Annotated in this window: 25 protein-coding genes and 1 pseudogene; 6 read left to right on the top strand and 20 right to left on the bottom strand. The window is 72.7% G+C overall.

The annotated features are described in order from the left end of the window. Nucleotides 1–707, bottom strand: a 707-nt coding sequence (gene bioB / locus HUX53_RS34350) for a biotin synthase BioB (protein ID WP_176407445.1), incomplete at its 3' end; no start/stop codon positions are given. Continuing rightward, on the bottom strand, nt 704–1,435 hold the full coding sequence (bioD, locus tag HUX53_RS34355; protein WP_176407446.1) for a dethiobiotin synthase: 732 nt from the start codon (nt 1,433–1,435) through the stop codon (nt 704–706). The genes bioD and bioB, both read right to left, overlap by 4 nt. A 114-nt stretch (nt 1,436–1,549) precedes the next feature. Here bioD and HUX53_RS34360 point away from each other — a divergent pair, with 114 nt between their 5' ends. Continuing rightward, on the top strand, nt 1,550–2,335 hold the full coding sequence (locus HUX53_RS34360) for a hypothetical protein (RefSeq protein WP_176407447.1): 786 nt from the start codon (nt 1,550–1,552) through the stop codon (nt 2,333–2,335). Here HUX53_RS34360 and HUX53_RS34365 read toward each other — a convergent pair. Beyond that, a complete protein-coding gene (locus tag HUX53_RS34365) occupies nt 2,332–3,999 on the bottom strand; it encodes a carotenoid oxygenase family protein (RefSeq protein WP_176407448.1) in 1,668 nt (555 codons plus the stop codon). The two genes, HUX53_RS34360 and HUX53_RS34365, sit on opposite strands and share 4 nt — an antisense overlap. 234 nt (nt 4,000–4,233) lie before the next feature. Here HUX53_RS34365 and HUX53_RS34370 point away from each other — a divergent pair, with 234 nt between their 5' ends. Beyond that, a complete protein-coding gene (locus tag HUX53_RS34370) occupies nt 4,234–4,728 on the top strand; it encodes a GNAT family N-acetyltransferase (RefSeq protein WP_176407449.1) in 495 nt (164 codons plus the stop codon). Here the strand turns inward: HUX53_RS34370 and HUX53_RS34375 are convergent. The 6 genes from HUX53_RS34375 to HUX53_RS42780 form a co-directional block, all read right to left on the bottom strand. After that, nucleotides 4,710–4,895: a hypothetical protein gene (locus HUX53_RS34375; RefSeq protein WP_176407450.1), complete on the bottom strand. Its 186-nt coding sequence runs from the start codon at nt 4,893–4,895 to the stop codon at nt 4,710–4,712. The two genes, HUX53_RS34370 and HUX53_RS34375, sit on opposite strands and share 19 nt — an antisense overlap. A gap of 9 nt (nt 4,896–4,904) precedes the next feature. Beyond that, nucleotides 4,905–6,245: an acetyl/propionyl/methylcrotonyl-CoA carboxylase subunit alpha gene (locus tag HUX53_RS34380; protein ID WP_176407451.1), complete on the bottom strand. Its 1,341-nt coding sequence runs from the start codon at nt 6,243–6,245 to the stop codon at nt 4,905–4,907. Between the two features lie 1,031 nt (nt 6,246–7,276). Further along, complete coding sequence (locus HUX53_RS34385) at nt 7,277–8,014, bottom strand: XdhC family protein (protein WP_176407452.1); 738 nt, start codon at nt 8,012–8,014, stop codon at nt 7,277–7,279. Beyond that, entirely contained in the window at nt 8,011–10,377 is a 2,367-nt protein-coding gene (locus HUX53_RS34390) for an aerobic carbon-monoxide dehydrogenase large subunit (protein WP_176407453.1), read from the bottom strand. The genes HUX53_RS34385 and HUX53_RS34390 overlap by 4 nt, the downstream gene beginning before the upstream one ends. Then, the gene (locus tag HUX53_RS34395; protein WP_176407454.1) at nt 10,374–10,862 is read right to left on the bottom strand and encodes a (2Fe-2S)-binding protein; all 489 of its coding nucleotides are present in this window, start codon (nt 10,860–10,862) and stop codon (nt 10,374–10,376) included. The genes HUX53_RS34390 and HUX53_RS34395 overlap by 4 nt, the downstream gene beginning before the upstream one ends. After that, a complete protein-coding gene (locus HUX53_RS42780; RefSeq protein WP_176407455.1) occupies nt 10,859–11,725 on the bottom strand; it encodes a xanthine dehydrogenase family protein subunit M in 867 nt (288 codons plus the stop codon). Before HUX53_RS42780 ends, HUX53_RS34395 begins: the two co-directional genes overlap by 4 nt. Before the next feature lie 113 nt (nt 11,726–11,838). Here HUX53_RS42780 and HUX53_RS43215 point away from each other — a divergent pair. Both HUX53_RS43215 and HUX53_RS41955 read left to right on the top strand, forming a co-directional pair. After that, nucleotides 11,839–11,961, top strand: a pseudogene (locus tag HUX53_RS43215) (LysR family transcriptional regulator); the annotation flags it as partial. A gap of 244 nt (nt 11,962–12,205) precedes the next feature. Beyond that, complete coding sequence (locus tag HUX53_RS41955; RefSeq protein ID WP_309237564.1) at nt 12,206–12,811, top strand: LysR substrate-binding domain-containing protein; 606 nt, start codon at nt 12,206–12,208, stop codon at nt 12,809–12,811. Nucleotides 12,812–12,814: 3 nt separating this feature from the next. Here HUX53_RS41955 and HUX53_RS34410 read toward each other — a convergent pair whose 3' ends face one another. Then, nucleotides 12,815–13,447, bottom strand: coding sequence for a GntR family transcriptional regulator (locus HUX53_RS34410; protein WP_309237565.1), 633 nt, complete (start codon nt 13,445–13,447; stop codon nt 12,815–12,817). Between the two features lie 78 nt (nt 13,448–13,525). Here HUX53_RS34410 and HUX53_RS34415 point away from each other — a divergent pair, with 78 nt between their 5' ends. Beyond that, the gene (locus tag HUX53_RS34415; protein ID WP_176407456.1) at nt 13,526–14,284 is read left to right on the top strand and encodes a DUF1932 domain-containing protein; all 759 of its coding nucleotides are present in this window, start codon (nt 13,526–13,528) and stop codon (nt 14,282–14,284) included. Here the strand turns inward: HUX53_RS34415 and HUX53_RS34420 are convergent. The 6 genes from HUX53_RS34420 to HUX53_RS34445 form a co-directional block, all read right to left on the bottom strand. Further along, complete coding sequence (locus HUX53_RS34420; RefSeq protein ID WP_176407457.1) at nt 14,277–15,224, bottom strand: catechol 2,3-dioxygenase; 948 nt, start codon at nt 15,222–15,224, stop codon at nt 14,277–14,279. The two genes, HUX53_RS34415 and HUX53_RS34420, sit on opposite strands and share 8 nt — an antisense overlap. Then, complete coding sequence (locus tag HUX53_RS34425; protein ID WP_176407458.1) at nt 15,221–16,264, bottom strand: 4-oxalomesaconate tautomerase; 1,044 nt, start codon at nt 16,262–16,264, stop codon at nt 15,221–15,223. Before HUX53_RS34425 ends, HUX53_RS34420 begins: the two co-directional genes overlap by 4 nt. Beyond that, nucleotides 16,261–16,959 carry a 4-carboxy-4-hydroxy-2-oxoadipate aldolase/oxaloacetate decarboxylase gene (locus HUX53_RS34430; protein WP_176407459.1) on the bottom strand — a complete coding sequence of 233 codons (699 nt, stop codon included), beginning with the start codon at nt 16,957–16,959 and terminating at the stop codon, nt 16,261–16,263. The genes HUX53_RS34425 and HUX53_RS34430 overlap by 4 nt, the downstream gene beginning before the upstream one ends. After that, on the bottom strand, nt 16,956–17,696 hold the full coding sequence (locus HUX53_RS34435; protein WP_176407460.1) for a PIG-L deacetylase family protein: 741 nt from the start codon (nt 17,694–17,696) through the stop codon (nt 16,956–16,958). Before HUX53_RS34435 ends, HUX53_RS34430 begins: the two co-directional genes overlap by 4 nt. A 31-nt stretch (nt 17,697–17,727) precedes the next feature. Then, nucleotides 17,728–18,816, bottom strand: coding sequence for an aromatic acid exporter family protein (locus HUX53_RS34440; protein ID WP_176407461.1), 1,089 nt, complete (start codon nt 18,814–18,816; stop codon nt 17,728–17,730). Nucleotides 18,817–18,963: 147 nt separating this feature from the next. Next, complete coding sequence (locus tag HUX53_RS34445) at nt 18,964–20,184, bottom strand: YncE family protein (protein WP_176407462.1); 1,221 nt, start codon at nt 20,182–20,184, stop codon at nt 18,964–18,966. Nucleotides 20,185–20,323: 139 nt separating this feature from the next. Here HUX53_RS34445 and HUX53_RS34450 point away from each other — a divergent pair, with 139 nt between their 5' ends. After that, nucleotides 20,324–20,980: a TetR/AcrR family transcriptional regulator gene (locus HUX53_RS34450; RefSeq protein WP_176407463.1), complete on the top strand. Its 657-nt coding sequence runs from the start codon at nt 20,324–20,326 to the stop codon at nt 20,978–20,980. Between the two features lie 29 nt (nt 20,981–21,009). Here the strand turns inward: HUX53_RS34450 and HUX53_RS34455 are convergent, their stop codons facing one another. From HUX53_RS34455 to HUX53_RS34470, 4 genes are all read right to left on the bottom strand, one after another. Then, complete coding sequence (locus tag HUX53_RS34455; RefSeq protein ID WP_176407464.1) at nt 21,010–21,807, bottom strand: VOC family protein; 798 nt, start codon at nt 21,805–21,807, stop codon at nt 21,010–21,012. Between the two features lie 8 nt (nt 21,808–21,815). Continuing rightward, complete coding sequence (locus HUX53_RS34460; protein ID WP_176407465.1) at nt 21,816–22,676, bottom strand: VOC family protein; 861 nt, start codon at nt 22,674–22,676, stop codon at nt 21,816–21,818. A gap of 100 nt (nt 22,677–22,776) precedes the next feature. Then, a complete protein-coding gene (locus HUX53_RS34465) occupies nt 22,777–23,334 on the bottom strand; it encodes a hypothetical protein (protein ID WP_176407466.1) in 558 nt (185 codons plus the stop codon). A gap of 52 nt (nt 23,335–23,386) precedes the next feature. Next, nucleotides 23,387–23,874 (bottom strand): DUF5954 family protein (locus tag HUX53_RS34470; protein ID WP_217920250.1); only part of this gene is annotated, 488 nt, incomplete at its 5' end.

Below are 23,874 nucleotides of genomic sequence, written 5' to 3' on the forward strand. Positions count from 1 at the left end.
AGGAAGTTCAGGGGGACCTCGTCGGGGTCCAGGGCTGCCAGTTGGGCGGCGAACTCGGCTCGTTGTTCGATGGTCTCGCCCATGCCGACGATGCCGCCGCAGCACACCTCCATGCCGGCGTCCTTCACCATGCGGAGGGTGTCCCAGCGCTCCTCCCACGAGTGCGTGGTGACCACGTTCGGGAAGTGCGAGCGGGCCGTCTCCAGGTTGTGGTTGTAGCGGTGGACGCCCATCGCGGCCAATTCGTCCACCTGGGCCTGGGTGAGCATGCCGAGCGAGCACGCGATGTTGATCTCGACGGCGTCGTTGATGGCCTTGACGCCGTCGCGGACCTGCGACATGAGGCGTTCGTCGGGGCCGCGGACGGCGGCGACGATGCAGAACTCGGTGGCGCCGGTCTTCGCGGTCTCCCTGGCGGCCTCGACGAGCTCGGGGATGTTCAGCCACACCGACCGGACGGGCGACTCGAACTTGCCGGACTGGGAGCAGAAGTGGCAGTCCTCGGGGCAGCCGCCGGTCTTCAGCGACACGATGCCCTCGACCTCGACCTCGGGCCCGCACCAGCGCATCCGGACGTCGTGGGCGAGCGCGAGCAGGTCCTCCAGCCGGTCGTCCGGCAGGGTCAGGACGTCGAGGACCTGCTCCCGCGACAGGCCCTTGCCTTCGTCCAGCACCTGGCGGCGGGCGGTTTCGAGGATGTCCGTCACGTGTTCTCCTTGTCGAGCCCGTAGCTGTCGCGGAACGCGGCGGCGTCGAAGCCGCCGCCGAACGAGGGGGCCAGGCCGCGGTGCGCGGCCAGCAGGAACTCCGCCGGGTCCAGCGCGGCCGCACCGGCGGGCAGCGCGCCCGCCAGCGGGCGGGCCGCGATGGTCTCCAGGTCGCGGATGTTGCTGCGCATGGCGAGGTCCGGTTCGTCCGGCCATGCGCCGATCACCACGCCGGCGAGCTGCACGCCGCGGTGCGCCATCGCCTCCAGGGTGAGCGCGGTGTGGTTGAGCGTGCCGAGGTCGGGGCGGGTCACGACGACGGCGGCGGCGCCGAGCAGGCGCGCCAGGTCCGCGATCGTGGCGCCCTCGTCGTCGTAGCGAACGAGGAGCCCGCCCGCGCCCTCGACGAGGACGAGCCGGTGCCGGTCCGCCAGGTCCCGAACGCGTCCGGCGGCGTCCGCCGGCCGGACGGGCGGGAGCCCGGCGCGGCGGGCGGCGGCGGCCGGGGACAGCGGGTCGGGGAAGCGGGCGAACTCGTGCACGTCGCCGATCCCGGCGAGGCGGCGCACCTCGTCGAGGTCACCGGGCTCCGCGCCGTCCACCCCGGTCTGGCCGGGCTTGACGACGGCGACCGACGCGCCGCGGGCGGCGGCGACCGCGGCCAGCGCCGCGGTGACGACCGTCTTGCCCACGCCGGTACAGGTCCCGGTGACCACGAGCACGCTCACAATGCGGCACACTAGCGCGGGCCCGTACCGCGGGCCGTCGCCGGATCCCACAGTCTTCGGCGGCCGTCTTTGTAACGGGCGGAACCCGCGGGCCCGGCGGAGCGTCCAAGCTCCATGGCCGGTCCGTACACACGTTCCCGCTGGGTACCGGCCCTCGCCTGCGCGGTGCTGACCGCATCCGCGGCGACGGCCTGCGGCGACGGCTCCGGTGATCCCGGATCCTCGACCCTCCCCGTGCCCTCCGCGTCCACGACGTCGTCCCCCGCCAAGGACACCCCCGCCGGCGAGCACCTCGTGCTGCGCCGGCAGAAGACCGGAGGCATCGCCGGCATCGGCGGCCCCGGATCCGTTCCCGACTTCTCCCTCTACTCCACGGGACGCGCGGTCGCCGCGTCCCAGGACGAACTGACCGAGTACCACCTGAAACCCGGCGCGCTCCAGCGGCTCCTGGACGAGGCGCGCGCGGCGGGTCTCGACCGTTCGCACACGGTCGGCTCCGACAAGATCACCGACGCGATCATCACGGTGGTCACCCTGGGCGACGCGACGACCCGCATCATCCAGCCGGAGTCGCAGGCCGGCCCGGAGGCCCGCTTCCTGAAGAAGCTGGACCCGGCCGGCTGGCCCGCGTCCGACCAGTCCGCGAAGCCCGAGCCGTACACGCCGGAAAAGACGGCCGTCCTCGCAGGCGAGTCGGCCGGAACCGGCACCGCCAAGAAGTGGCCGCTGGAGCCGCTCGGCGACGGAGTACGGGTGGCCGGCAGCACCTGCACCCTCGCCCCGTCCAAGAAGGTCCCCGACACGAAACCGGGCACCGCCTGGCGCAGCGAAGGAAAGACCTACTTCGTCCGCCTTCGTCCTCTGCTCCCCGGCGAGTCGTCCTGCCAGGACCTGGGTTAGCGGGCGTCCAACTCCTCGGCGACCTCGCGGGCCGTCGCGGCGAGGTCGGGGTCCAGCTGGTCCAGGCGGGCGTCGAGGTCGTCGGCGAAGCGGAGGCGTTCGACGTCGGGTGCCGGGACGGCCTCCGGCATCCACGCGGAGTGGATCAGGAACGGGACCGTTGTGCCGTTCGGCGGGGCCAGGACGGCGACGGGGCCGCGTCCGACGTCGGCGGCGTCGAACAACTCGATGCGGAACCGGTCGTCGTTGTGGACGGCCACGACCAGGTAGCCCTCGTGGCCGCCGGGTTCCGCGCCCGCGTAGCGGCTGCCGCCTCGTCCGCGCGGGACGAAGGACGGCGAGGTCGGATAGTCGTCCAGCGCGAACGTCCATTCGGACAGGGCCTTGAGGTCCTCGCGGTCGTGGCTGACCAGGACGGCCGGGGTCTCCTCCGCCGGGAACAGCGACGGGTCGATCCGGCCCGCGTAGTTGCGCATGGCGCGGCGGTTGATCGCCTCCGGGTGGAAGCCGAGGTAGACGAGGTGGTGCCGGGTCGGCGCGGTCTGCCCTTCGATGCTCCAGTCGATCGCGGACAGTTCGGCCTGCCACCAGCGCTCCGGGTCGCGGGCACGGGCGCGCTCGGTGATCCGGCCGGTCTCCGGGTCGAACTGGAGGACGGTCGTGAGCGCGGGCGCCATGCCGTGGCAGTACATGCCGCGCAGGGCCGGGTCGATCCGGCGGCCGCGGACGTCGACGTCGTCCTCGCGCAGGTACATCCCGATGTCGACGCCCTCGCCGTGCTCCATGACGACCTGGACGACGCCGTCGGAGTCGTCGTAGCGGGCGTAGAAGTGGTTGACCTCCGGGGCGAGGCGGAACTCCGCGCAGGTGACGCTGCTTCGCCCGGGGACCAGGTCGTCCTTGCGGATCAGCAGGACGGGGCCGTCCGGGTTGTTGGGCGCGGTGCGGTCCCCGCCGAAGATCTCCTCGACCTCGATCTTGTAGGCGGTGTCGGCCAGGACGAGCCAGTCGCGGGTCTGGGTGATGGTGTGCGTGGCCTGCGGCAGCGCCGCGTTCTCGACGTCCCAGCGCTGGACGCGGGTCCCGGTCCCGTCGTAGCGGATCACGGAGACGGCGCCGCTCAGCACGTCCCGGCTGACGCTCCACAGGCAGCCGCGCTCGGGGTCGATCACCGGGTGCGCGGTGGTGGAGATCAGCGGGAGGACGGCATGGTCCATGGCGGGCTTCCAGTCGTCGCGGTGCCCGACCTCGGCGACGAACTCCAGGGTGACCGGGTCGACCTCGACGGGACGTCCGGCGTCCCAGGTCGTGAAGAGCCGGTCGCCCCACGGGAGCGGCGCGGTGTTCGCGGCATTGACGAATCCCCACGGCGAGTCGGTGCCGACCGGTCCGGCGGTGAACAGGTCGGGCCGCCGGCCGCGCAACCGGGCGAACGGGGTGTCGATGACGCGGGCGCGCCACGCGAACCGCCCGTCCGGGCCCGGCCGGAGCGGCATCCGCGCGATGATCCCGTCGCCGAAGAACGCGTGCCGTGGCCGGGTCCGCTGGTCGGAGGTGCTGACGACGTAGTGGCCGCGCACGTCGTCCGGCCAGGTGCCGGCGACGACCTCCAGGTCCAGGTCGCCGACGTCCTGCGTACCGAGGATGGAGCGAGGAACCGGCATCAGCCCTCCAGACGCTATTGACTACCCGTCAATTAACGGCGTGGCACGCGGCACCGTCAAGGTCTGGCTGTGCCCGGCCACCGACCTGGACGTACATTTCTGTACGTCGCATAGAGGGGAGTGACATGAGGACGATGTCGTACTCGGGGTCCCGCGTGAAGTGCGCGGTCGCCGACGACCGCGAGTCACTCAACTACCCGTTCGACCGTCTGGAGCGCGGCGGCGAGGTCGCGGGTGGTTGAGCATCTGGTCGTGCGGGTGGCGCGGCCTGAGGAGTATGCGCTCGTCGGTGAGCTGACCGTCGAGGTCTATGTGCACGGCGGGCTGGTGTCGGCGCAGTCGTCGTATGTAAGGACCTTGCGGGACGCCGGTGACCGGGCCGCCAAGGCGGAGCTGCTTGTCGCGGAGGTCGACGGTGAGGTCGCCGGGGCCGTCGCTTACTGCCCGCCCAGCAGTCCTTATGCGGAGCTGGCCGGCCCCGATGAGGCCGAGTTCCGGATGCTCGCCGTCCGGGAGAAGGCCCGGGGGAAGGGCGCGGGGCGCGCCATGGTGATGGCATGCGTCGAGCGGGCGCGGGCGGCCGGGCTGCGCGGGCTGCGGCTCTCCACGCAGCGCAACATGGGGGCCGCGCAGCGGATGTACGAGCGGCTCGGGTTCGTCCGCACGCCGGAGCGGGACTGGGCGCCCGCTCCCGGTGTGGATCTGCTGACCTACGCGCTGTCGTTCTGAAGGGCGCCGTGTTCGGAGCAGTGGGCCGTCCAGCCTGAGGGGGTCACCTGGACGGTCATGCGGCGGCGGCAGGGCGCGCAGTAGCGGGGCGGTTCCATCTCGCGGGCGGCGGCGCACGTGGTGTGGTCGCCCTCGGTGGCGGGTTCGCCGCAGCGGTCGCAGTACACGCGCCTACCTTATGACGGCGGGCGCATGCGGCCCACGACGCCCGTGTCGTAGGTGCCGTCCGCGAACTCGGGACGGTCGAGGAGTTCGCGCAGGAACGGCAGGTTCGTCGGCGGGCCCTCGATGCAGAAGGCGTCGACGGCGGCGCGGGCGCGGGCGAGCGCGTGGGGGCGGTCGTCGCCGTGGACGCACAGCTTGGCGAGCAGCGGGTGGTAGGTGGGGGTGACGGTGTTGCCCTCGGCATAGCCGGCGTCGATGCGGATGCCGTCGCCGACGGGCTCCTCCCACACCTTGATCTCGCCGGAGCCGGGCAGGAACTCGCGCGGGTCCTCGGCGTGGACGCGGAACGCGATGGCGTGGCCGTGCGGCGTCGCGTCCGTCACCGTGACGGGCTCACCGGCGGCGATGCGGAACTGCTGCTCGACGAGGTCGATGCCGGTGGTCATCTCCGTGACGACATGGCCGGACGGCAGGCGGGTGCTCATCTCCAGGAAGGAGAAGTCCTGCGCGGCGGGGTCGACGAGGAACTCGATGCTGGCGGTGCCCCGGTAGCCGATGGTCTCGCCCGCGCGGACGGCGGCGGCCCGCATGCGTTCGCGGAGGGCGGGGGTGATGCCCGGCGACGGGGTTTCCTCGACGATCTTCTGGTAGCGGCGCTGGACGGAGCAGTCGCGCTCGCCGAACGCCATGACCATGCCGTCCGCGAGGCCGAGGATCTGCACCTCGATGTGCAGGGCGCCCGGCACGTACCGCTCCAAGAGCACCTCGCCGTGCCCGAAGACGCGTTCGGCGGCGGCGCGGGCCGTCTCGTAGGCGGTGCGGAGGGACGGTTCGTCGTGCGCGACGGCCAGGCCGACGCCGCCGTCGCCGGCGGCGGGCTTCACCATGACGGGGTAGCCGATGCGCTCGGCCTCCTCGGCGGCGGTGGCCGCGTCCGGGACGGGTTCCCACACGCCGTGCCCGACGGGGACGCCCGCCTCCTTCATCAGGTTCCGGGAGTTGATCTTGTCGCCCATCCGGGCGATGGCGAGCGGCGGCGGGCCGACCCAGACCAGGTCGCGCTCGGCGACCTGGCGGGCGAGGGAGGCGCTCTCGGCGAGGACGCCGTCGCCGGGGTGGATCGCCCGCGCGTTGGTGCGGCCCGCGGCCTCCAGGATCGCGGCGGTGTTGAGGTAGCTGCGGGCCGGGTCGGCGGGGCCGATGAGGACGGCCTCGTCCGCCTCGGCGACGAACGGCAGGTCGGCGTCGGCCTCGGAGTACACGGCGATCGCCTTGAGGCCCATCGCGCGGGCGGTGTGCAGGATCCGGCCGGCGATCTCCCCGCGGTTCGCCACGAGCACGGACTCGAACACGACAAACTCCCCCTCGCACCCGGCCGGGACCCGACGCCCCGCCCGCCCCGACACTAGTCCGAATCGTTGACTTGCGGCGTGTTGTTGTTATCCAGCGGCCCATAACAACAACACGCCGCAAGTCAACGGGGCGGATGGGGGTTAGGCGAGGTTGAAGAGGCCGGCGTCTACGACGGCCCGGCCGAAGGGGCGGGCTAGGTCGGCGAGGCGCTCGCAGTCGTCCTCGCCGAGGGCGGCGTAGGCGGGGAGGGCCAGTTCGTCGGTGCGGTCCTCGATGCTCTGGCGGAAAGCCTCGCCCTCGGGGGTGAGGGATTCGCCGTCCAGCAGGCACGCGGGCGCGGAGGCGCTCCGCGGTCGCGTCCCACTGGTCGGCCGGCCAGGCCCGGGTCGCGGTGAGGAACCTCTTGGGCATGGTGCCGGTGGCCGCGTGCAGCACGAGCGCCTCGATGGGGGTGACGCCCCCGGCGGTGAGGACGGCGATGTGGCCGTCGCCGCGGAATTCGCGGAGGAGGGTCTGCGCCCACCAGAGCTGGAGGATCGGCTCGTCCGGCCAGGGCAGGGCCGCGTGCGCGGCGTAGAGGGGCCGCCCCTGGGCGTGGTCGGCGGCGGCCTCGGCGGCCCGGCGGGCCAGGGAGACGGTCTCCTCCAGGCCCGGGAGTTGGTCGATGCCGGCGCGGCGGAGTGCGGCGCCGGCCGCGTCCGCGCGGGCGGCGAGCAGCTGTTCCGGCGTCGTCTTCTCCCAGGCCGCCGGGATGGCGGCGCGGACGACGTCGGGGTTGAAGTTGTAGAACGTCGCGATGACGACCTCGGCGGAGGCGCGCCCGAAGGCCGCCGCGCGGGAGGCGAAGTAGCCGGTCTGCGGGTCCAGGCCGAGCGCCGCGTACCGTTCCGGCGCCTCCGACACGAAGTAGATCATCGCGTGCACCGGTTCCAGCCGCCGCCATGCCCGCCGTGCCGCTCGCATCCGCCGCCTCCGTATCGCCGACCGTGGGGAACCGAATCTAATTCGGGTCAGGAGCGGCCGTCAACGCTCAGTGGCAGCACCCCTCCGCCTCGACCGTAGGGGCCTGCTCCGCCGGCCGGGTCGGGCGGGGGCGCAGCGAGAGGATCTGCGCCAGTACCGACAGGGCTATTTCGGGGGCGGTTCGGGCGCCTATGTCCAGGCCTGCCGGGGTGTGGACGCGGTCGCCGCCGTCCAGCGCCGCGACCACCGCGGCGCCCCGCCTCCGGCTGGCGATCAGCCCGATGTAGGGGACGCCGGCGTCGAGCGCGGCCGTGAGAATCGTCTCCTCGTCCCGGCCGTGGGTGGCGACGACGACCGCCGCCGCGTCCGGGAGGGGCGGGCCGGGGGCGGCGGCCGGACGCACGTCGAACGCGGCGGCGCGTCCGACGTCGGCGAGCGCCCGCGCGACCGGGCCGTCCCCGTACACGTGGAGCAGCGCGGGCGGGATGACCGCTTCGAGGAACACGTCGACCGTGCCGCCGGACAGGCACGGGTTGCTGACCGTCACCAGGCCGTCCAGCGGATCGCTCTCGGCGCCCGGCGTGATGCGCAGCAGCGTCGATTCGCCCGATTCGAGCAGCCGGAGCGCCTGGTCGCGCACCGCCGACTCGGCGCAGTGGCCGCCGACGAACCCCTCCATCGACCCGTCCGGCAGGACGAGCGCCCGGTCGCCCGTCTTCGCGCTCGTCGGACGTTCCGCCCGCACAACCGTGGCGAGGACGTACGGTGTCCGCTCGCCGCGCAGTGTCTCGGCCCGGTCCATCATGGGATCGCCAGGTCCGTGCGGAACGGCCGTCCCTGGATGACGCGCCAGACGTTCGCCGGGGTGAGCAGCATGTCGGCGTGCCGGACGCCGTAGGGGTTGAGGGCGTCCACGACCGCGTTGACGATCGCGGCGGGCGAGCCGACCGTCGCGGACTCGCCGACGCCCTTCGCGCCGAGCGGATGGTGCGGCGACGGCGTGACGGTCTCGCCCAGTTCCCACGACGGGCATTCCATCGACGTCGGCAGCAGGTAGTCCATGAACGAGGCGCCGAGGTGGTTGCCGTCCTCGTCGAACGCCATGACCTGCATGAGCGCCATCCCGACCCCGTCCGCGAGGCCGCCGTGCACCTGACCTTCGACGATCATCGGGTTGATCCGGACGCCGCAGTCGTCCACCGCGATGAACCGCCGGACGGTAACCTTGCCCGTCCCCGGATCGACGTCCACGACGGCGATGTAGGCGCCGAACGGGTAGGTCAGGTTGGGCGGGTTGTAGACGGTCGTCGCGTCGAGGTGGCCTTCCACGCCTTCGGGCAGTTCGAGGCTGCCGTGCGCGGCCATCGCGATCTCCTGCATGGTCGCGCCGGACGTCGGATCACCGCGGACGACCCAGCGTCCCGGCGTCCATTCGAGGTCTTCCGGGGCCGCCTCCAGCATCGCGCCGGCGACGATCCGGGCCCGCTCGCGCACCTTGCGGGCGACGACCGCCGTCGCGGCGCCCGATACCGGGGTCGAGCGCGACCCGTAGGTGCCGAGCCCGAACGGCGTCTGGTCGGTGTCGCCGTGGACGACCTCCACGTCGTCCACCGGTATGCCGAGTTCGTGCGCGACGATCTGCGCGAACGTCGTCTCGTGGCCCTGCCCCTGCGTCTGGACGGAGATGCGCAGCACGGCCTTGCCTGTGGGATGGACGCGGAGTTCGGCGCCGTCCGCCATGCCGAGCCCGAGGATGTCCATGTGCTTGCGCGGTCCGGCACCGACCGCCTCGGTGAAGAAGCTGATCCCGATGCCCATCAGCGGCCCGCCGTTGGCGCGCCGGTCGGCCTGCTCGGCGCGCAGCTTGTCGTACCCGGCGATGTCCATGGCCTTGCGCAGTGTGCGCGGGTAGTCGCCCGAGTCGTACTCCCAGCCGGTCGCGGTCGAGTACGGGAACTGCTCGGAGCGCAGCAGGTTGCGGAGCCGAAGCTCGGCCGGGTCGACGCCGAGTTCGGCGGCGAGCATGTCCATCATGCGTTCGACCAGGTAGGCGGCCTCGGTGATGCGGAACGAGCAGGCGTAGGCGACGCCGCCCGGCGCCTTGTTGGTGTAGACGCCGGTGACGGCGCAGTGCGCGGCCTCGATGTCGTACGAGCCGGTGAACACGTGGAAGAACCCGGCGGGGAACTTGGTCGGCTGCGCGGTCCCGTTGAACGCGCCGTGGTCGGCGAGCACCTTCACGCGCAGCCCGCGGACGCGGCCGTCCCGCGTCGCGGCGATCTCGCCCCGCATGTGGTAGTCGCGGGCGAACGAGGTCGTCATCAGGTTCTCCGACCGGTCCTCCATCCACTTGACCGGACGTCCCGTGACGATCGACCCGACGATCGCGCAGACATAGCCGGGGTAGATGCCGACCTTGTTGCCGAAGCCGCCGCCGATGTCGGGCGACACGACCCGGATCTTGTGCTCGGGCAGCCCGGCGACCAGCGCGTACACGGTGCGGTGCGCGTGCGGGGCCTGGGTGGTGGTGTGGACGGTGAGCTTGCCGGTCACCTTGTCCATGTCGGCGACGATCCCGCACGTCTCCAGCGGCGCCGGGTGCACGCGCGGGTAGAGGACGTCCTGCGCGACAACCACTTCGGCCTCGTCGAAGACCTGGTCGGTGGCGGACGCGTCGCCGGCCTCCCAGTCGAAGATGTGGTTGTCGGTGCGCCCTTCCAGGTCGTCCCGGATGAGGGGCGCGTCGTCGTCCAGCGCGGTGCGGGCGTCGATGACCGGGGGCAGCGCCTCGTAGTCGACGTCGATGAGTTCGAGCGCGTCGCGCGCCGCGTAGTGCGAGTCGGCGACGACGAACGCGACCTCCTGCCCCTGGAACCGCACCTTGTCGGTCGCGAGGACCGCCTGGACGTCCCCGGACAGCGTCGGCATCCACGCGAGGTCCAGCCCGGCGAGCGTCTCGCCCGTGATCACGGCCCGCACCTGCGGGTGCGCCTCCGCCGCGCTCGTGTCGACGGCGACCAGCCGGGCGTGCGCGTGCGGGCTGCGCAGGATCGCCCCGTACAGCATCCCCGGCAGCTTGATGTCGTCGACGTAGTTGCCCTGGCCGCGGATGAAGCGCGCGTCCTCCTTGCGCGGCACCCGCCCGAACCCGTGCCCGTTCTCGCTCATTGCGCCACTTCCTCGGCAGCGTCCCGCGCGGGGTGCTCGGCCGCCCATCGGACGGACCGGACGATGTTCTCGTAGCCGGTGCACCGGCAGATCTGCCCCGAAACCGCCTCCCGGATCTCCGCCTCGGACGGGTCCGGGTTATGGTCGAGGAGCCACCGCGACGTCATCATCATCCCCGGCGTGCAGAACCCGCACTGCAGGCCGTGGCACTCGGTGAAGCCCTTCTGGACGGGGTCGAGCTCCCCGTCCCGTTCGAGCCCCTCCACCGTGCGGACCTCCTTGCCGGCGGCCATCACCGCCAGCACCGTGCACGACTTCACCGGCACCTCGTCCAGCCAGACGACGCAGGCGCCGCAGTTGGACGTGTCGCAGCCCCAGTGCGTCCCGGTGAGGTCCAGTTCGTCCCGCAGGAGGTGGACGAGCAGCAGCCGCGGCTCGACGTCGCGGGTGTACGGCTGCCCGTTGACCGTCACGGTGATGTTCACGGCATGCACCTTTCGTAGGCGCGGCGCAGCGCGCGGGTGGTCAGCTCACCGGCCAGGTGGCGCTTGTAGTCGGCGGGGCCCCGCTGGTCGGAGCCGGGGTCGCAGTGCTCGGCGGCGACCCACCCGGCCTCGGCGAAAACCTCCTCGGACGGGACGGCGCCGCGCAGCACGTCCTCGGCCTCGGCGGCGACGAAGTGCTCGGCGCGCACCGCCGTCAGCCCGATCCCGGCCTCGGCGATGCGGCCGTCCGCGAGCCACAGCGCGGCACCGGCGGCGGCGAGCGGCCAGTCCCCGACCCGCCGCTCGACCTTCACATACGCGCTCGACCCGCCCGGCCGGATCGGGATGCGCAACTCGGTCAGCAGTTCCCCCGCTTCGACGACCGTCTCGTACGGGCCGGTGTGGAACTCGCGGAGCGGCACGACCCGCTCCCCGTCCGGGCCCCGGATCACGGCCGAGGCCCGCAGCGCCCCGAACGCCGCCGACAGGTCCTCGGACGGGTCGGCCTGGCAGAGCGAGCCGCCGACCGTGCCCCGGTTGCGCACCACCGGGTCGGCGATCACCCGCTCCGCGTCGTGCAGGATCGGGAAGTGCTCCCCCGCCACGGCCGAGTCGAGCAGTTCCGCGTGCCGCACGAGGGCGCCCACGCACAGCTCGTCGCCGTCGATCCGGATGCGGGACAGCTCGTCCACGTCGTTGATGTCGATCAGCGCCTCGGGCTCGGCCAGCCGCAGCTTCATCATCGGGATCAGGCTGTGGCCGCCGGCCACCACCCGCGCCTCGTCGCCGTGCCGCGCCAGCAGCGCGAGCGCCTCCTCGACCGTCGTCGCCTTCGCGTACTCGAAATTCGCGGGAACCTGCACGGCGCCACCTCGGAGTCGGATGTGGCCGCAGTCTCACCCCGGGCGCGAACCACCACAACAGCCGAATAAGGGAAGGCTTAACGTACGTCGTCCGAGAGCGCACACTGGTCGGCATGACGCTGACGCAGCTCGGCGCGTTCGTCCTCGTGGCCCGGCTCGGCTCGGTGAAGGAGGCCGCGCGGGCGCTGAACGTGAGCGAGCCCGCCGTCTCGCAGGCGCTGACCGCGCTGCGCCAGCACATGGGCGACCCGCTGCTCGTCCGCGGGCCCGGCGGGATGACGCTCACCGAGGGCGGCGCCCGGCTGCTGCCGATCGCCTCGCAGATGGTGGTGCTCGGCGCGGAGGCGGAGGGCGCGGTCCGCGCCGCGCGGGGCGCGCCCGAGACGCTGCGGGTCGTCGCCGTCCCCGCCGTCGCCGAGTTCGTCGCGACCCCGCTGCTGGACGCGTTCGCCGCCCGCTCCCCGCGCGAGGTCGAGGGCGGTGCCGGCGTCGCGGCCGGACGGGAGATGGCCGTCCTGCTGCACAACCGCCTCGCCGACATCACCGTCCTCCAGCCCCCACCCACCACCATTCAACGGAGCTTCGCGCGCCCTCGGCCCGCACCTGGCGGACGACCAGGGCGGCCTGGTCAGCGAGCCCGTCTTCCGGGCCCGGCTCATCGCCGTCGGCACGGCCCCCGTCCCGCACCCGCTGTGGCTGGTCGACCCGTCCGGGACCGACCCGTCCAGCGAGACGTCCCGGCTGCTGCGCCGCCTGAAGGTCCCCGAGGACCGCGTCCGCGTCTACCCCAACCAGACCGCCGCGTGGGCGGCCGCCGCGGACGGCGACGGCCTCGCGATCGCGATCGCGCACCTGGTCGCGCCGCGCGTGCAGCGCGGCGAGCTGCGCGTCATCGGCACGCCAGCCACGCCGATGGAGATCCCCTGGCACGCCACCACGCTGGCACCCGACCGGCGCCCGCCGCTCGCGGGCGCGTTCCGCCGGTTCCTCGCCACCGCCGAGGCCCTGCACATCATGCGCTCCCCCGGCTCGGGCGTCCCCCCGTCCCGCTTCCGCCCTCCGGTCTACGTCACGATCTGGAGCTGATCGTCAGGGGGCGTGGCCGCGGTCGACGTCTGGGAGGGTGTCGATGACGCTGCGGAGGTGGGTTCGGGCGGCCCGCTCGGCGGCGGCCGGGTCGCCGGAGGTGATGGCGTCGATGATGTCGATGTGCTGCGGAAGGGAGGTCTGCGGCCGGCCGGGGTGCATGGCCAGCCGGAACTGGTGGCGGACGTTCTGCGCGCGCAGCCGTTCGAGGACGTCCGAGGCCGTCCGCTGCCCGCTGATCTCGCGGATGCGGCGGTGGAGGCGCTCGTTCAGCCGGGAGTAGCCGAGCACGTCGCCAGAGGTGACGGCCGCGCGCATCTCGTCGCCGATCTTCCGCAGCTCGGCGGCGTCGGCCTCGGTGGCGCGCTCGGCGGCCTTGGCGGCGCACAGGCCCTCGATCACCATCCGGACCTCGGAGATCTCCACGGCCTCGGCGAGGGAGACGGCGCGGACGCGGGCGCCGCGGTTCTGCACGCGTTCGATGAGCCCCTCGTTGGCCAGCTCGGCGAGCGCCGCGCGAACGCTGGCGCGGCTCGCGGCGAACTGCTCGGACAGGTCCGCCTCGATCAGCCGCTGGTTCGGGACGAACTCGCCGCGCAGGATCGCCGCGCGGATCCCGTCCACCACGTCGCTCACCGGCACTCCTGGATTGTCGCCAATTTTGTGGTGAATAGGGTATCCATAGCTTGCAGTCGCGCGAGGGAGGGGAACGGCATGCCGGTCATCGCGGTGCTGGGACTGGGTGAGGCGGGCGGCGCCATCGCGGGCGGCCTCGTCGCGGCGGGCGCCGTCGTGCGCGGCTACGACCCCGCGGTTCCCGCCGGAACCGGGATGGTCGCCTGCGGCGGCGAGGCCGAGGCCGTGGCCGGGGCCGATCTCGTGCTGAGCGTCAACAGTGCGCACGACGCCGTGGCGGCGCTCAAGGCGGGCGCCGGGGCGGCCGGCGGCGCCGTCTGGGCCGATCTGAACACCGGCTCGCCCGGCCTCAAGCGGGAGCTCGACGCGATCGCGAAGGAGAGCGGCGTCCGGTTCGCCGATGTGGCGATCATGGCGCCGGTGCCGGGGCGCGGGCTGCGCACCCCGCTGCTGGTCAGCGGCGACGGCGCCGCGCGGGTCGCGGAGATCATCACGCCGCTCGGCGCCGAGATCCAGGTGATGGACGGCGCCGCCGGGCTGGCCGCCGAGCGCAAGCTGCTGCGCAGCGTGTTCTTCAAGGGCCTCGCCGGGTCGGTCGTCGAGGCCCTCGAAGCGGCGCGGGCCGCCGGCTGCGAGGACTGGCTCCGCGCGAACATCGTCGCGGAGCTGGCCGCGGCCGGTGAGCACACCGTGGAGCGGCTCGTCACCGGCACCTACAAGCACGCCGTCCGCCGCGCCGCCGAGATGGAGGCGGCGGCGACCATGCTGGACGAGATGGACGTCCCGAACCCGATGGCCGCTGCCAGCCGCGACCTGCTGAGGCGCCTTTCTAGCTGACCGGTGGGGTGCCATGGGTGTGGAACGACTCGATCGTCTTCAGGCCCCACGCCTGGCCCTTGGCGCGCTCCGCCTCCGTCCAGGTGATCGTCTTCCAGTCCGGCGCGAGGACGAGGCGGGCGCACGGGTTGCACAGCTCGATGCGGTTGCCGCCCGGCTCGTAGACGTAGAGGAAGAACGTCTGCTGGATGGCGTGCTTGTGCGGCCCCGTCTCGATGAAGACGTCGTGGTCGAGGAAGATGTCGGCGGCTCGGAGGATGTCCTCGCGGGTGTCGGTGGCGAACGCGATGTGGTGCAGGCGGCCGTTGCTGCGCGTCCAGTCCCGCGTGTAGACGAGGTCGTAGGACTTGTTGGTGAACGTCATCCAGCGCCCGCCGATGGTGCCGTCGTCCAGCTGGATCTGCTCGGTGGGGTGCGCGCCGAGGACGTCCCGCAGGAAGTCGGTGCTGGGCTCGACCTCGGCCGCGAGGAAGTTGACGTGGTCGAGGCGGCGGACGCACACGCCCATCGCCGGGTACGCCTGCGCCTGGTTCTTCAGCGACGGCGCCAGCTCCGGCGGCGCCTCGAACCACTCCGACTCCCAGTAGATCTCCAGCTCGTGGCCGTCGGGGTCGCGGAACACGTAGGTCGGGCCGAGGCCGGGGTCGCCGTCGCGCCAGCCGATGCCGAGCCCGGCGTCCTCGATGGCCTTGACGCGCCGGTCGAGGGCCTCTTGCGAGGACGTGCGCAGCCCGGTCCGCCGGATGCCGGACGTGCTGTGCGCGGTCAGCTTGAGGGTGTGGTGCTCGTAGTCGTCCCATGTCCGCAGGTACACCGAGTCGCCCTCGGTGCCGACCTCGGTGAGGCCCATGATCCGGGTGAAGAACCGCAGGCTCTTCTCCGGCTCGGGCGTCAGCAACTCGACGTGGGCGACATGGGCGATCTCGTGCTTGAGGTTCATCGGGAACTCCGGGGGAAGACGGTGCCGTCGAAGAGTTTGCGGGCCGTCCGGACGATGCTGGACCGCCGGACGGCCGTGCCGTCCAGCTCGACCACCACGTCCAGGCGGCCGGTCGGATGCTCGATACTCATGGGTGCACCCGGCGGCGGGATGTCCGCGAGGTCGTGGCCCACGGCGCCGTCGACCAGCAGCGCGGTCGCGACGCTGACCGCGCCGAGGACGCCGATCGAGGTGTGCATGCGCAGCGGGATGAACGTGCGGGTGCAGATCATGCCGCCGTCGCGGGGCGGCGCGACGAGGGTGGTCTTCGGCACGGAGGCGGCCGAGACGTCGCCGAGCCCCATCAGCTTCCCGGCCGCAAGCCGCAGCGACTGGATCCGGTCCCGCAGGTGGGACAGGTCCGTCTCGTAGCCGGTGACGCCGAGGTCGGACGCGGCGGCGACCACGACCGGCATCCCGTTGTCGACGCAGGTGACGTCGATGCCGTCGATCCGGTCGCGGGGACGGCCGGTGGGAAGCAGCGCCCCGCAGGACGATCCTTCCGTCCCCGCGAAGTCCAGATCGATCCGCGCCGCCGTGCCCGGCACGCCGGAGATGGCGGTGTCGCCGTCGTAGCCGACGGCACCGCCCGGCGTCGGGAATGTCGCGGTGGCGATGCTGCCGGTGTTCAGCATCCGGATGCGGACGCTCGTCCGGTCACCGCCTGCCGGCATGAGCCCGCGCTCGACGGCGAACGGCCCGACGCCGGCGAGCAGGTTCCCGCAGTTCTGCCGGTCGGAGACCGTCGGCTCCTCGACGCCGAGTTGCAGGAACAGGTAGTCGACGTCGGCATCGTCGTCGGGCGATGGCGACACGACCGCGACCTTGCTGGTCAGCGGGTGCGCGCCGCCGATCCCGTCGATCTGCCGGGGATCGGGGGTGCCCATGACGCGCAACAGCAGGTCGTCCCGCTCGTCCGGGTCGGACGGCAGGTCCGCGGCGAGGAAGTAGGCGCCCTTGGACGTCCCGCCGCGCATCAGCATGCAGCGAACACCGGTCATGTCTCGCTGTACTCCGCGTAGTCGACGTATTCGATGCCCATTCCGGGGAGCCGGTCGCGGAGCCCGTACCGGTCGAGCCCGAGTTCGCCCTGCTGGAACGCGGCGCGCGTCGCCGCCTCCTTCTCCTCCCGGGCCTGCGCGGCCTTCACCGCCTCGGCGGCGGCCTCCCGTTCGACGCGGACGACCCCGTCATCGTCGGCGAGGATCACGTCGCCCGGCCGGATGAGCTGCCCGCCGATCGTGACCGGCACGTTCACCGCACCCGGCGTGGCCTTCGCCGTGCCCTGCGCGCTGACGGCCGCCGACCACACCGGGAAGCCCATCTCGTGCAGCTCCGCGACGTCCCGCACGCCGGCGTTGATGACGAGGCCGCGCACGCCCCGCTGCTGCAGCGCGGTCGCGAACAGCTCGCCGAACATGCCGTCGGTGGACGGCGACGTGGTGGTCACCACCAGCACGTCGCCGGGACGGCACTGCTCGACCGCGACGTGGATCATCAGGTTGTCGCCCGGCCACGACAGGACGGTCACCGCCGTCCCGGCGATGCGCGACCCCAGGTGCACCGGCCGGATGGACGGGCCGAGGAACCCGGTGCGTCCCATGGCCTCGTGGACGGTCGCGACGCCGTATCCGGCGAGGGAGTCCACCGCCGCGGCGTCGGCGCGCGGCGGGTTCGTGACGACGACCGTCCTCATGACAGCTCCGACGTGGTCTGCGGGTACAGCCGGACGAACGCCTCGGCGCGCGTGTCGTGCGGCAGCCCGAGGTTCGGGCCCGCGTTGCGCTTCAGCTGCACGCCGCGCCGCTTGGCGAGATCGGTGTAGTAGTCCCACATGTGGACCTGCGCGGGCAGGCATTCCATCGCGGCGCGCTTCTTGTCGAACACGGACGTGATGTCGAGCAGCACGTCCGGCTTGAACTCGCACTGCTCCGGCTGGTGCGGCTCGAAGAAGAACACCGGCGGCGCGCCGAGCGGCTCGCCGGGCGCGTCGTAGCCGATCGCCTGGGCGAGCACGCGGGCCTGCAGCGCCATCCGTGCCGCCGCCGGGTGGTCGCCGTTGTACGGGTCGGCGAGGGTGTGGGTCAGGACGACGGCCGGCACGAAGTCGCGGTAGATCCGGACGAGCCGGTCGACCAGCTCCTGCGACTCGGCGAGGGGGTAGTCGCCGGCGTCCAGGAACTCGATCTCTGCGCCGAGCGCCGCCGCGGCCGCCTCGGCCTCGCCCCGCCGCAGCTTCTTGATCTCGTCCAGCCGCTTGCCCTCGCGCCACGCACGCGCCGACTCGCCGCGCTCGCCGTAGCTCAGGCAGACCACCTTGGCGCGGTCGCCGCGCGAGGCCGCCAGCGCGATCGCGCCGGCGGCGCGCCAGACGAAGTCGCCCGCGTGGGCGCTGACGACGAGCAGGGGGCTGGGAGAGGCAGACGTACTCATGGCCGTACCCTGTACCTTGTCACCCAAATTGTCAACAATTCTGCCGACAGTCACTGCCGGGGTTGCGGACACCGTCCAGCAGCAGCCGGCTCAGCCGCAGGACCTCCTTCTGCGGATCCCACAGGCCGGGCGGGTCCGTCCCCGGCCCGAGGTGCGGTTTCTCCAGCTCGCGCTGGATCCGCTCGGCCTCTTCGCACGCCTCATCGGCGGGCGTCGCGGGCAGGTCCCGGACGATCGAGCCGAACGTGCGCAGCAGCCCCGCGTAGGCGTCGCGGAACCCGGTGCTCAGCGCCGGCTCGTCCGCGTCCTCGCCGTCCCCGTCGAGCTGGCGCAGCGTCCCGGCGATCGACCGGGCGTACGCCGCCGCGTGGTCGAGGGTGTTCATCTGGCGCGGCGGCGGCCACCGGCCCAGGGCGCCCTGCCAGCGCAGCGGGTAGCCGCTCAGCTTCGCGCGCGGGTTGGCGCGCAGGGTCTCCTCGCCGCGCTCCAGCGCGTACCGCGCCTCGTCCTGGACCCTGGCCAGCCGCGATTCGCGCTCTTCCCAGAGCGACCGCCCGTCCTCGGACTCGGCGACCTCGTCGGCGAGGGCGTCCAGCGCGTCGGCGAGCGCGTCCCGCACCTCCCGGACGGCGTACTCGCCGCGCCGCAGGTACAGCGGCGGGAACAGCGCCGCGTTCACGATCAGGCCGACCGCCAGCCCGATCGCGACGTCGCCCAGCCGGGGCAGCGTGTAGTCGACGACCTGGTGGCCGCCGAGCAGCAGGGCGAACAGCGCGGTGAACGCCACCTGGGACGCCTGGTCGCCGAGCCGCCGCCACCCCGACGCCAGCATCGCCAGGGCGAGCACGACCGCGATGCCGAGCGTGGTCGGGCCGAGCAGCAGGCCGACCGGGATCGCGAGACCGGCGCCGATCACGAACCCGGCCGCGTACGCGACGCTCTCCCGGACGGACCGGACGACGGTCGGGTACACGCCGAGCAGCGCGGCGAGCGGGGCGAAGTACGGCTGCGGGTGGCCGACCAGGTACTTGGCGATCAGCCAGGCGACGACGGCCGCGACGACGGACTTGACCGCCAGCCTGGCGCGTTCCTCCCAGTAGCGTCGCCCGGCGAAGGGCATCAGATGGTTTCGAAGTCCTCCGCTCGGCACCGCTTGGCCGTTCCCGCGGGCCGCGATCCCAACCATGCGCGAGCTGAGGGGACCACCGCGCGGCCCGCCGGATGTGGGTGGCGGCGGGCCCCGCGGTGGCCGGTACTCGGGGGCGGGTCAGCCCTTGGCGGGGTTCAGGGACGCGACGGCCTCGGGGGTGAGCTTGGCGGCGCGCTCCCGCTGCGGGAAGCGGCCGACGTCGATGCGGGCCACCTCCTCGGCGGTCCGGTAGTCGACCACGGAGATCTGGTCGTCCTCGGCGAGCGAGACGAAGCAGTCGTGGCCGTTCGGGCTGGTCTGCGTCCAGTACGGCAGGGCGTCGGTGGCGTAGGTGACGGTGCCGTCCGTGGTCAGGCCGGGCCGGGACACGATGGAGACGTAGTCGTCGATCGTCCCGGCCACGCACAGCTTGGACTCGCCGGCGTTCATCGCCATGCCGTGGTGCGCGGAGTTCTGCGGGTAGTCGTCCGGCTTCATCTTGGCGGCCTTGTCGCTGAACGGCAGCTGCACCGTCCGGGTGATCTTGCCGGCCGCCAGGTCGTACTCGACGAACCCGTTGAGGTAGGACAGCTGCGCGTACATCGTCTTGTTGTCGCGGGTGAACACCGCCGGGCGGATCCCGTACTCGAAGTTGTAGGTGCGCAGCGGCTTGAACGTCTTGGCGTCGACCGCCGTGACGGCGCGCGACCCCTTGAGCCCGTTCAGGAGCTTGGGCAGGGACGTGATGCCGATGCTGGAGTTGTAGAGGATCGTCCCGTCGGGCGAATAGTCGTTGGCGTGCGGATAGGTGCCGGTCGCGAAGCTCGTCTGGAGTTCGCCGGTCGCGGTGTCGATGACCTCGGCCTTGCTGGCGGTGGTGGCCGAGACGATGAACTGCGTCCCGTCCGCCGACAGCGCGGCGTGGTCGGCCTTGAACCCCTCGGTCTTGTGCCGCCACAGCATCTTCTTCGTGGCGATGTCGAACGCGACGGCGTCCGACAGCACGCCGCGCGAGATGTAGAGGGTCGTGCCGTCCGGGGAGACGGCCATGTCGTCGACGAGCTTGCGGTAGCCCTGCGCGGCGTTGACGGCCTCGTAGCCGATGCGCTCGACGATGCTCATCGAGTCGAGGCGTTCCTGCAGGTCCGGGACGACGTTGATGGAGCCGAGGTTCCGGTAGGTGGCGGTGTCGATGAAGGTGACGGTGCCGCCCTGGCCGTTGCCGACGGCCATCACGTCCCGGAGCACCGCCGCCTGCGTGGGCTCGGCCTGCGCGGGGAGCGTCCCGGACAGCGCGGTCGCCGCCAGGACGGCGACGCCGAGCAGCGCGGTTCGTCGTCGGAGACTTCTCGAAGGCATCTCGTCCTCCAGTGGGGGCTGGGTCTCCAGTCTGAAAACGGCCGTGTTCGGACTTGGTTACTGGACAGTAATTCAGGGTGGGGTGCGGCACAAGACCCAGCTGCGGGAAAATACCGACCGGGTCACGGGGAGGAGCGAGGTGGCGGGCAGGCGCGCACGGCCGACCGGCAGGTACGGGGGCAGATCGGCGGACGAGCGGCGCGCCGAGCGGCGCCGCCGGTTCCTGGACGCCGGGCTGGAGATGTTCGGCCGCGGCCCCGGCTACCGGGGCACCACGGTCGCCGCGCTCAGCGAGGCCGCCGGGCTGTCCACCCGCCAGTTCTACGAGGAGTTCAGCACCATGGAGGACCTGCTCGCCGAACTGCACCTGGAGGTCAACGACGCCGCCGAGCGCGACGTCGTCGCCGCGCTCCCGTCCGTCCAGGGCCTCGACCTCGCCGCGCGCACGGCCCGCCTCTTCCGCGCCTACGCCGCCAGCGTCACCGGCGACCGGGCCCGCATCCGCATCGCGTTCGTCGAGATCGTCGGCGTCAGCCCGCGGATGGACCGCCAGCGCCTCACCCGCCGCGCCCGCTGGGTCGAGTTCCTGTGCACCGAGGCGGCCGCCGCCGCCGACCGCGGCGAGATCCCCGCCCGCGACTACCGGATCGCCGCGACCGCGTTCATCGGCAGCATCAACGGCCTCCTGCACGACTGGAGCGCCGGCTGGGTCGACGCCACCCTCGACGAGGTCATCGACGAGCTCGTCCTGATGCTCCTCGGCCGCCTCCAGGCCCCCGACCGCGATCCCGACTGACCGGCCCCGGCTGACCGGGGCCGTCCGGGTCAGGGCCGGGACCGGACGGCGGCGCGGTCCGGGACCGCCGGGGTGAGGAGGGCGAGGCGGGCGCCCATCGGGTCCGTCACGACCGAGAAGCGGCCGGGGCTGATGTCCACCGGGGGGATGTGGACCCGCGCGCCCAGTTCGGCGGCCCTGGCGGTGGAGTCGTCGCAGTCGGACACCCAGAAGTAGGGGGTCCAGTGCGGCGGGAAGTCGGCCGGCCACCACTCCTCCATGGGGACCATGCCCGCCACGGACCAGTCGCCGACCTTCCAGTTGGTGTAGCCGGAGCTGTAGTAGTCGCGCACCACGGACGTCCAGCCGAGCACCGCGCCGTAGAAGCGGCGCGCCCCCGCCACGTCATGGGCGGCGAGCTCGACCCAGCACATCGCGCCCGGCTCGTCCACGACGCCCGCGCCCTGCAGGTGGTACGGGTACCAGAGCGCGAAGTCGGCGCCCTCCGGGTCCGCGCACAGGGCCATCTGCCCGAGGTCGGCGATGTCGGTCGGCTCCATCAGGACGAGGCCGCCCGCGGCGCGGACGGTGTCGAGGCAGGCCGGGATGTCGTCGGTGCGGAAGTAGCACGTCCAGGACGCGGGCAGGGAGTCGTCCGCGAGGGTCTGCATCCCGCCGACCTCCGGCCCCTGGACGTCGCCGAGCGTGAAGACCTCGTACTCGCCGATGTCGGCGGTCAGCGTGTAGCAGTACCAGCCGAACAGCTCGCAGTAGAAGTCCTTCGACCGCTCCGGATCCGGGCTGGCCAGCTCCGCCCAGCTCGGGAACCCGGGGGCGAACGAGGTCACCTCGGGCATCATCGGCCCCTGGCGGCTCGCGTATCGAACTTCTCGCGGGCCTCGGCGGTCGGCGCCAGGACGGCGAAGCGGGCGCCGGTCGGATCCGTCAGGATCGAGAAGCGGCCCATCTCGGCGTCACCCGGCGGGACGCGCATCCTGCCGCCCAGTTCGACGGCCCGCTCGGTGGAGGCGTCGCAGTCGAGGACCTGGAAGTAGGGGATCCAGTGCGCCGGGTAGTCCGGCGGCCAGCGCTCGTCCATCGTCACCAGGCCCGCCACCGGCCGGTCCCCGATCTTCCAGTTGGTGTAGACGGAGCCGGCGTGGGCAACGTCCTCGCTTCCCCAGCCGAACACCTCGCCGTAGAAGCGCAGCGCCTCCGGGGCGTCCCGGCAGGCCAGCTGCACCCAGCGCATCGTGGACGGCTCACCGGCGATGGGGACCAGGGCCGAGTCCAGGGGCTGCCACAGCGCGAACTCGGCTCCCTGCGTATCGACGCACAGCACCGCGCGCCCGAACTGGGCGATTCGGACGGGTTCCATCAGCATCTCACCGCCCGCGGCGCGGATGGCGTCGAGCGTGGCGTCCAGGTCGTCAGTGCGGAAGTAGCACGACCATGACGGCGCCTGCGTGTCGTCGGCGAGCGTCTGCATGCTGGCAGCCGCCGGGCCGTCGATGTCCCGGAGGGTGAAGACACTGTAGTCGCCGCGCGCCTCGATGGTCAGCGTGTACATGTACCAGCCGAACAGGTCGCCGTAGAAGCGGCGCGATACCTCGGGGGCGGGGCTGGCGATCTCCACCCAGAAAGGCGCCCCGAAGGCATACCTTTTGATCTCCCCCATCGCCGCACCCTCGCGGAATCGGCCGTTCGCTGCGTCCATGCGCCTCACGCTAGGGGCGGACGCGCAATCTCCGTGATGTCGGCGGCAAGGGAGCACGCCAAGGGCGTTCCAACGTTCGGCAAGGTCGGGTCGCGTGGTCTCACGTGCTCACGACCGTCTGGAGGAGTCCCCAGACGAAATGCGCGACGTACGTCCCGCCGTCCGGCATGGTGATCGTCGCGTGCCAGCGGCTCGGCGCGTCGCCGTCCTGGTGGGCGACCGCGCCGAACCACGCGTCGACGTCGCTCACCACGCACGACCACGGGACGAGGTCGTCGGCGGTCGCCAGCTCCGGCACGGGGACGCCCTCGTCCCGGACGAGCCACTCCTGCATGACCGAGCCGTCCGGCGCCATCATGATCTCGAAGCGCAGGCCGGGCCACAGCGGCAGCGGCGGCCACCACGCCGTCTCGCACACGACGTCGCCGATCCGCCGGCCGGCCGCGCCGGCGGGCGGGCCGAGCACGGCCTCGTAGCGGCGCCGCCCGCGCGGGAACGTCCGGGACCGCAGGATGCGCTGCCAGCGGGCGTTGACCTCCCGCATCTCGGTGCGGGACGCGCCGAGCGCCCGCATCGCGTCCTCGACGAGGCCCGGCTGGTAGTCGGCCATGCGCCGGAGCAGCACGAGCTGGAACTCCCGCCGCGCGAACCCGTTCATCGCCGGCCACGCTACCGGAGCGGCGGCCGCGTTCGGCGACCTGGGCGCCGGCCTAGCGGTCGTCGCCGGTGACGGGCTCCTCCAGGTTCTGCTCGGACGGGCGGGGCGGCTCGGGGCCGTCCGGGCCGCAGCGCACGATGTACTCGACGCGCACCACCCGGTGGCGGCGGCCGAGGACGTCGACCTCGGCGCGGCGCGTACCGTCCCGCAGCAGGTCAGCGGCCTCCCGGCCGGCGGCGAGGTCGCGCGGCGACGACCCCGGCATCAGCGGCACGACGAGGTCGAAGTACGCGGCCAGGTGCTCGCGGACGGCGGCGGGGCTGTGCAGGAACGGGCCGTGCGCCGGCCACCGCCCGCCCTCCTCCTCGGCGACGGCGAACCGGGTCGGCAGCCGCGCGACCCGGGGATGGGTGGCGCGCGCCCGGCGGGCGTCCCGCGTCATCTCGGCCGGGACCGAGGGCCCCTCGGGGACGTGCTCCCACCGCTCCCCGAGCAGCGCAGGGGAGCCCGGGATCCGCGCGTCCGGGAGCAAGCCGTGGT

The organism is Actinomadura sp. BRA 177, assembly GCF_013372625.1.
GTDB lineage: Bacteria > Actinomycetota > Actinomycetes > Streptosporangiales > Streptosporangiaceae > Spirillospora.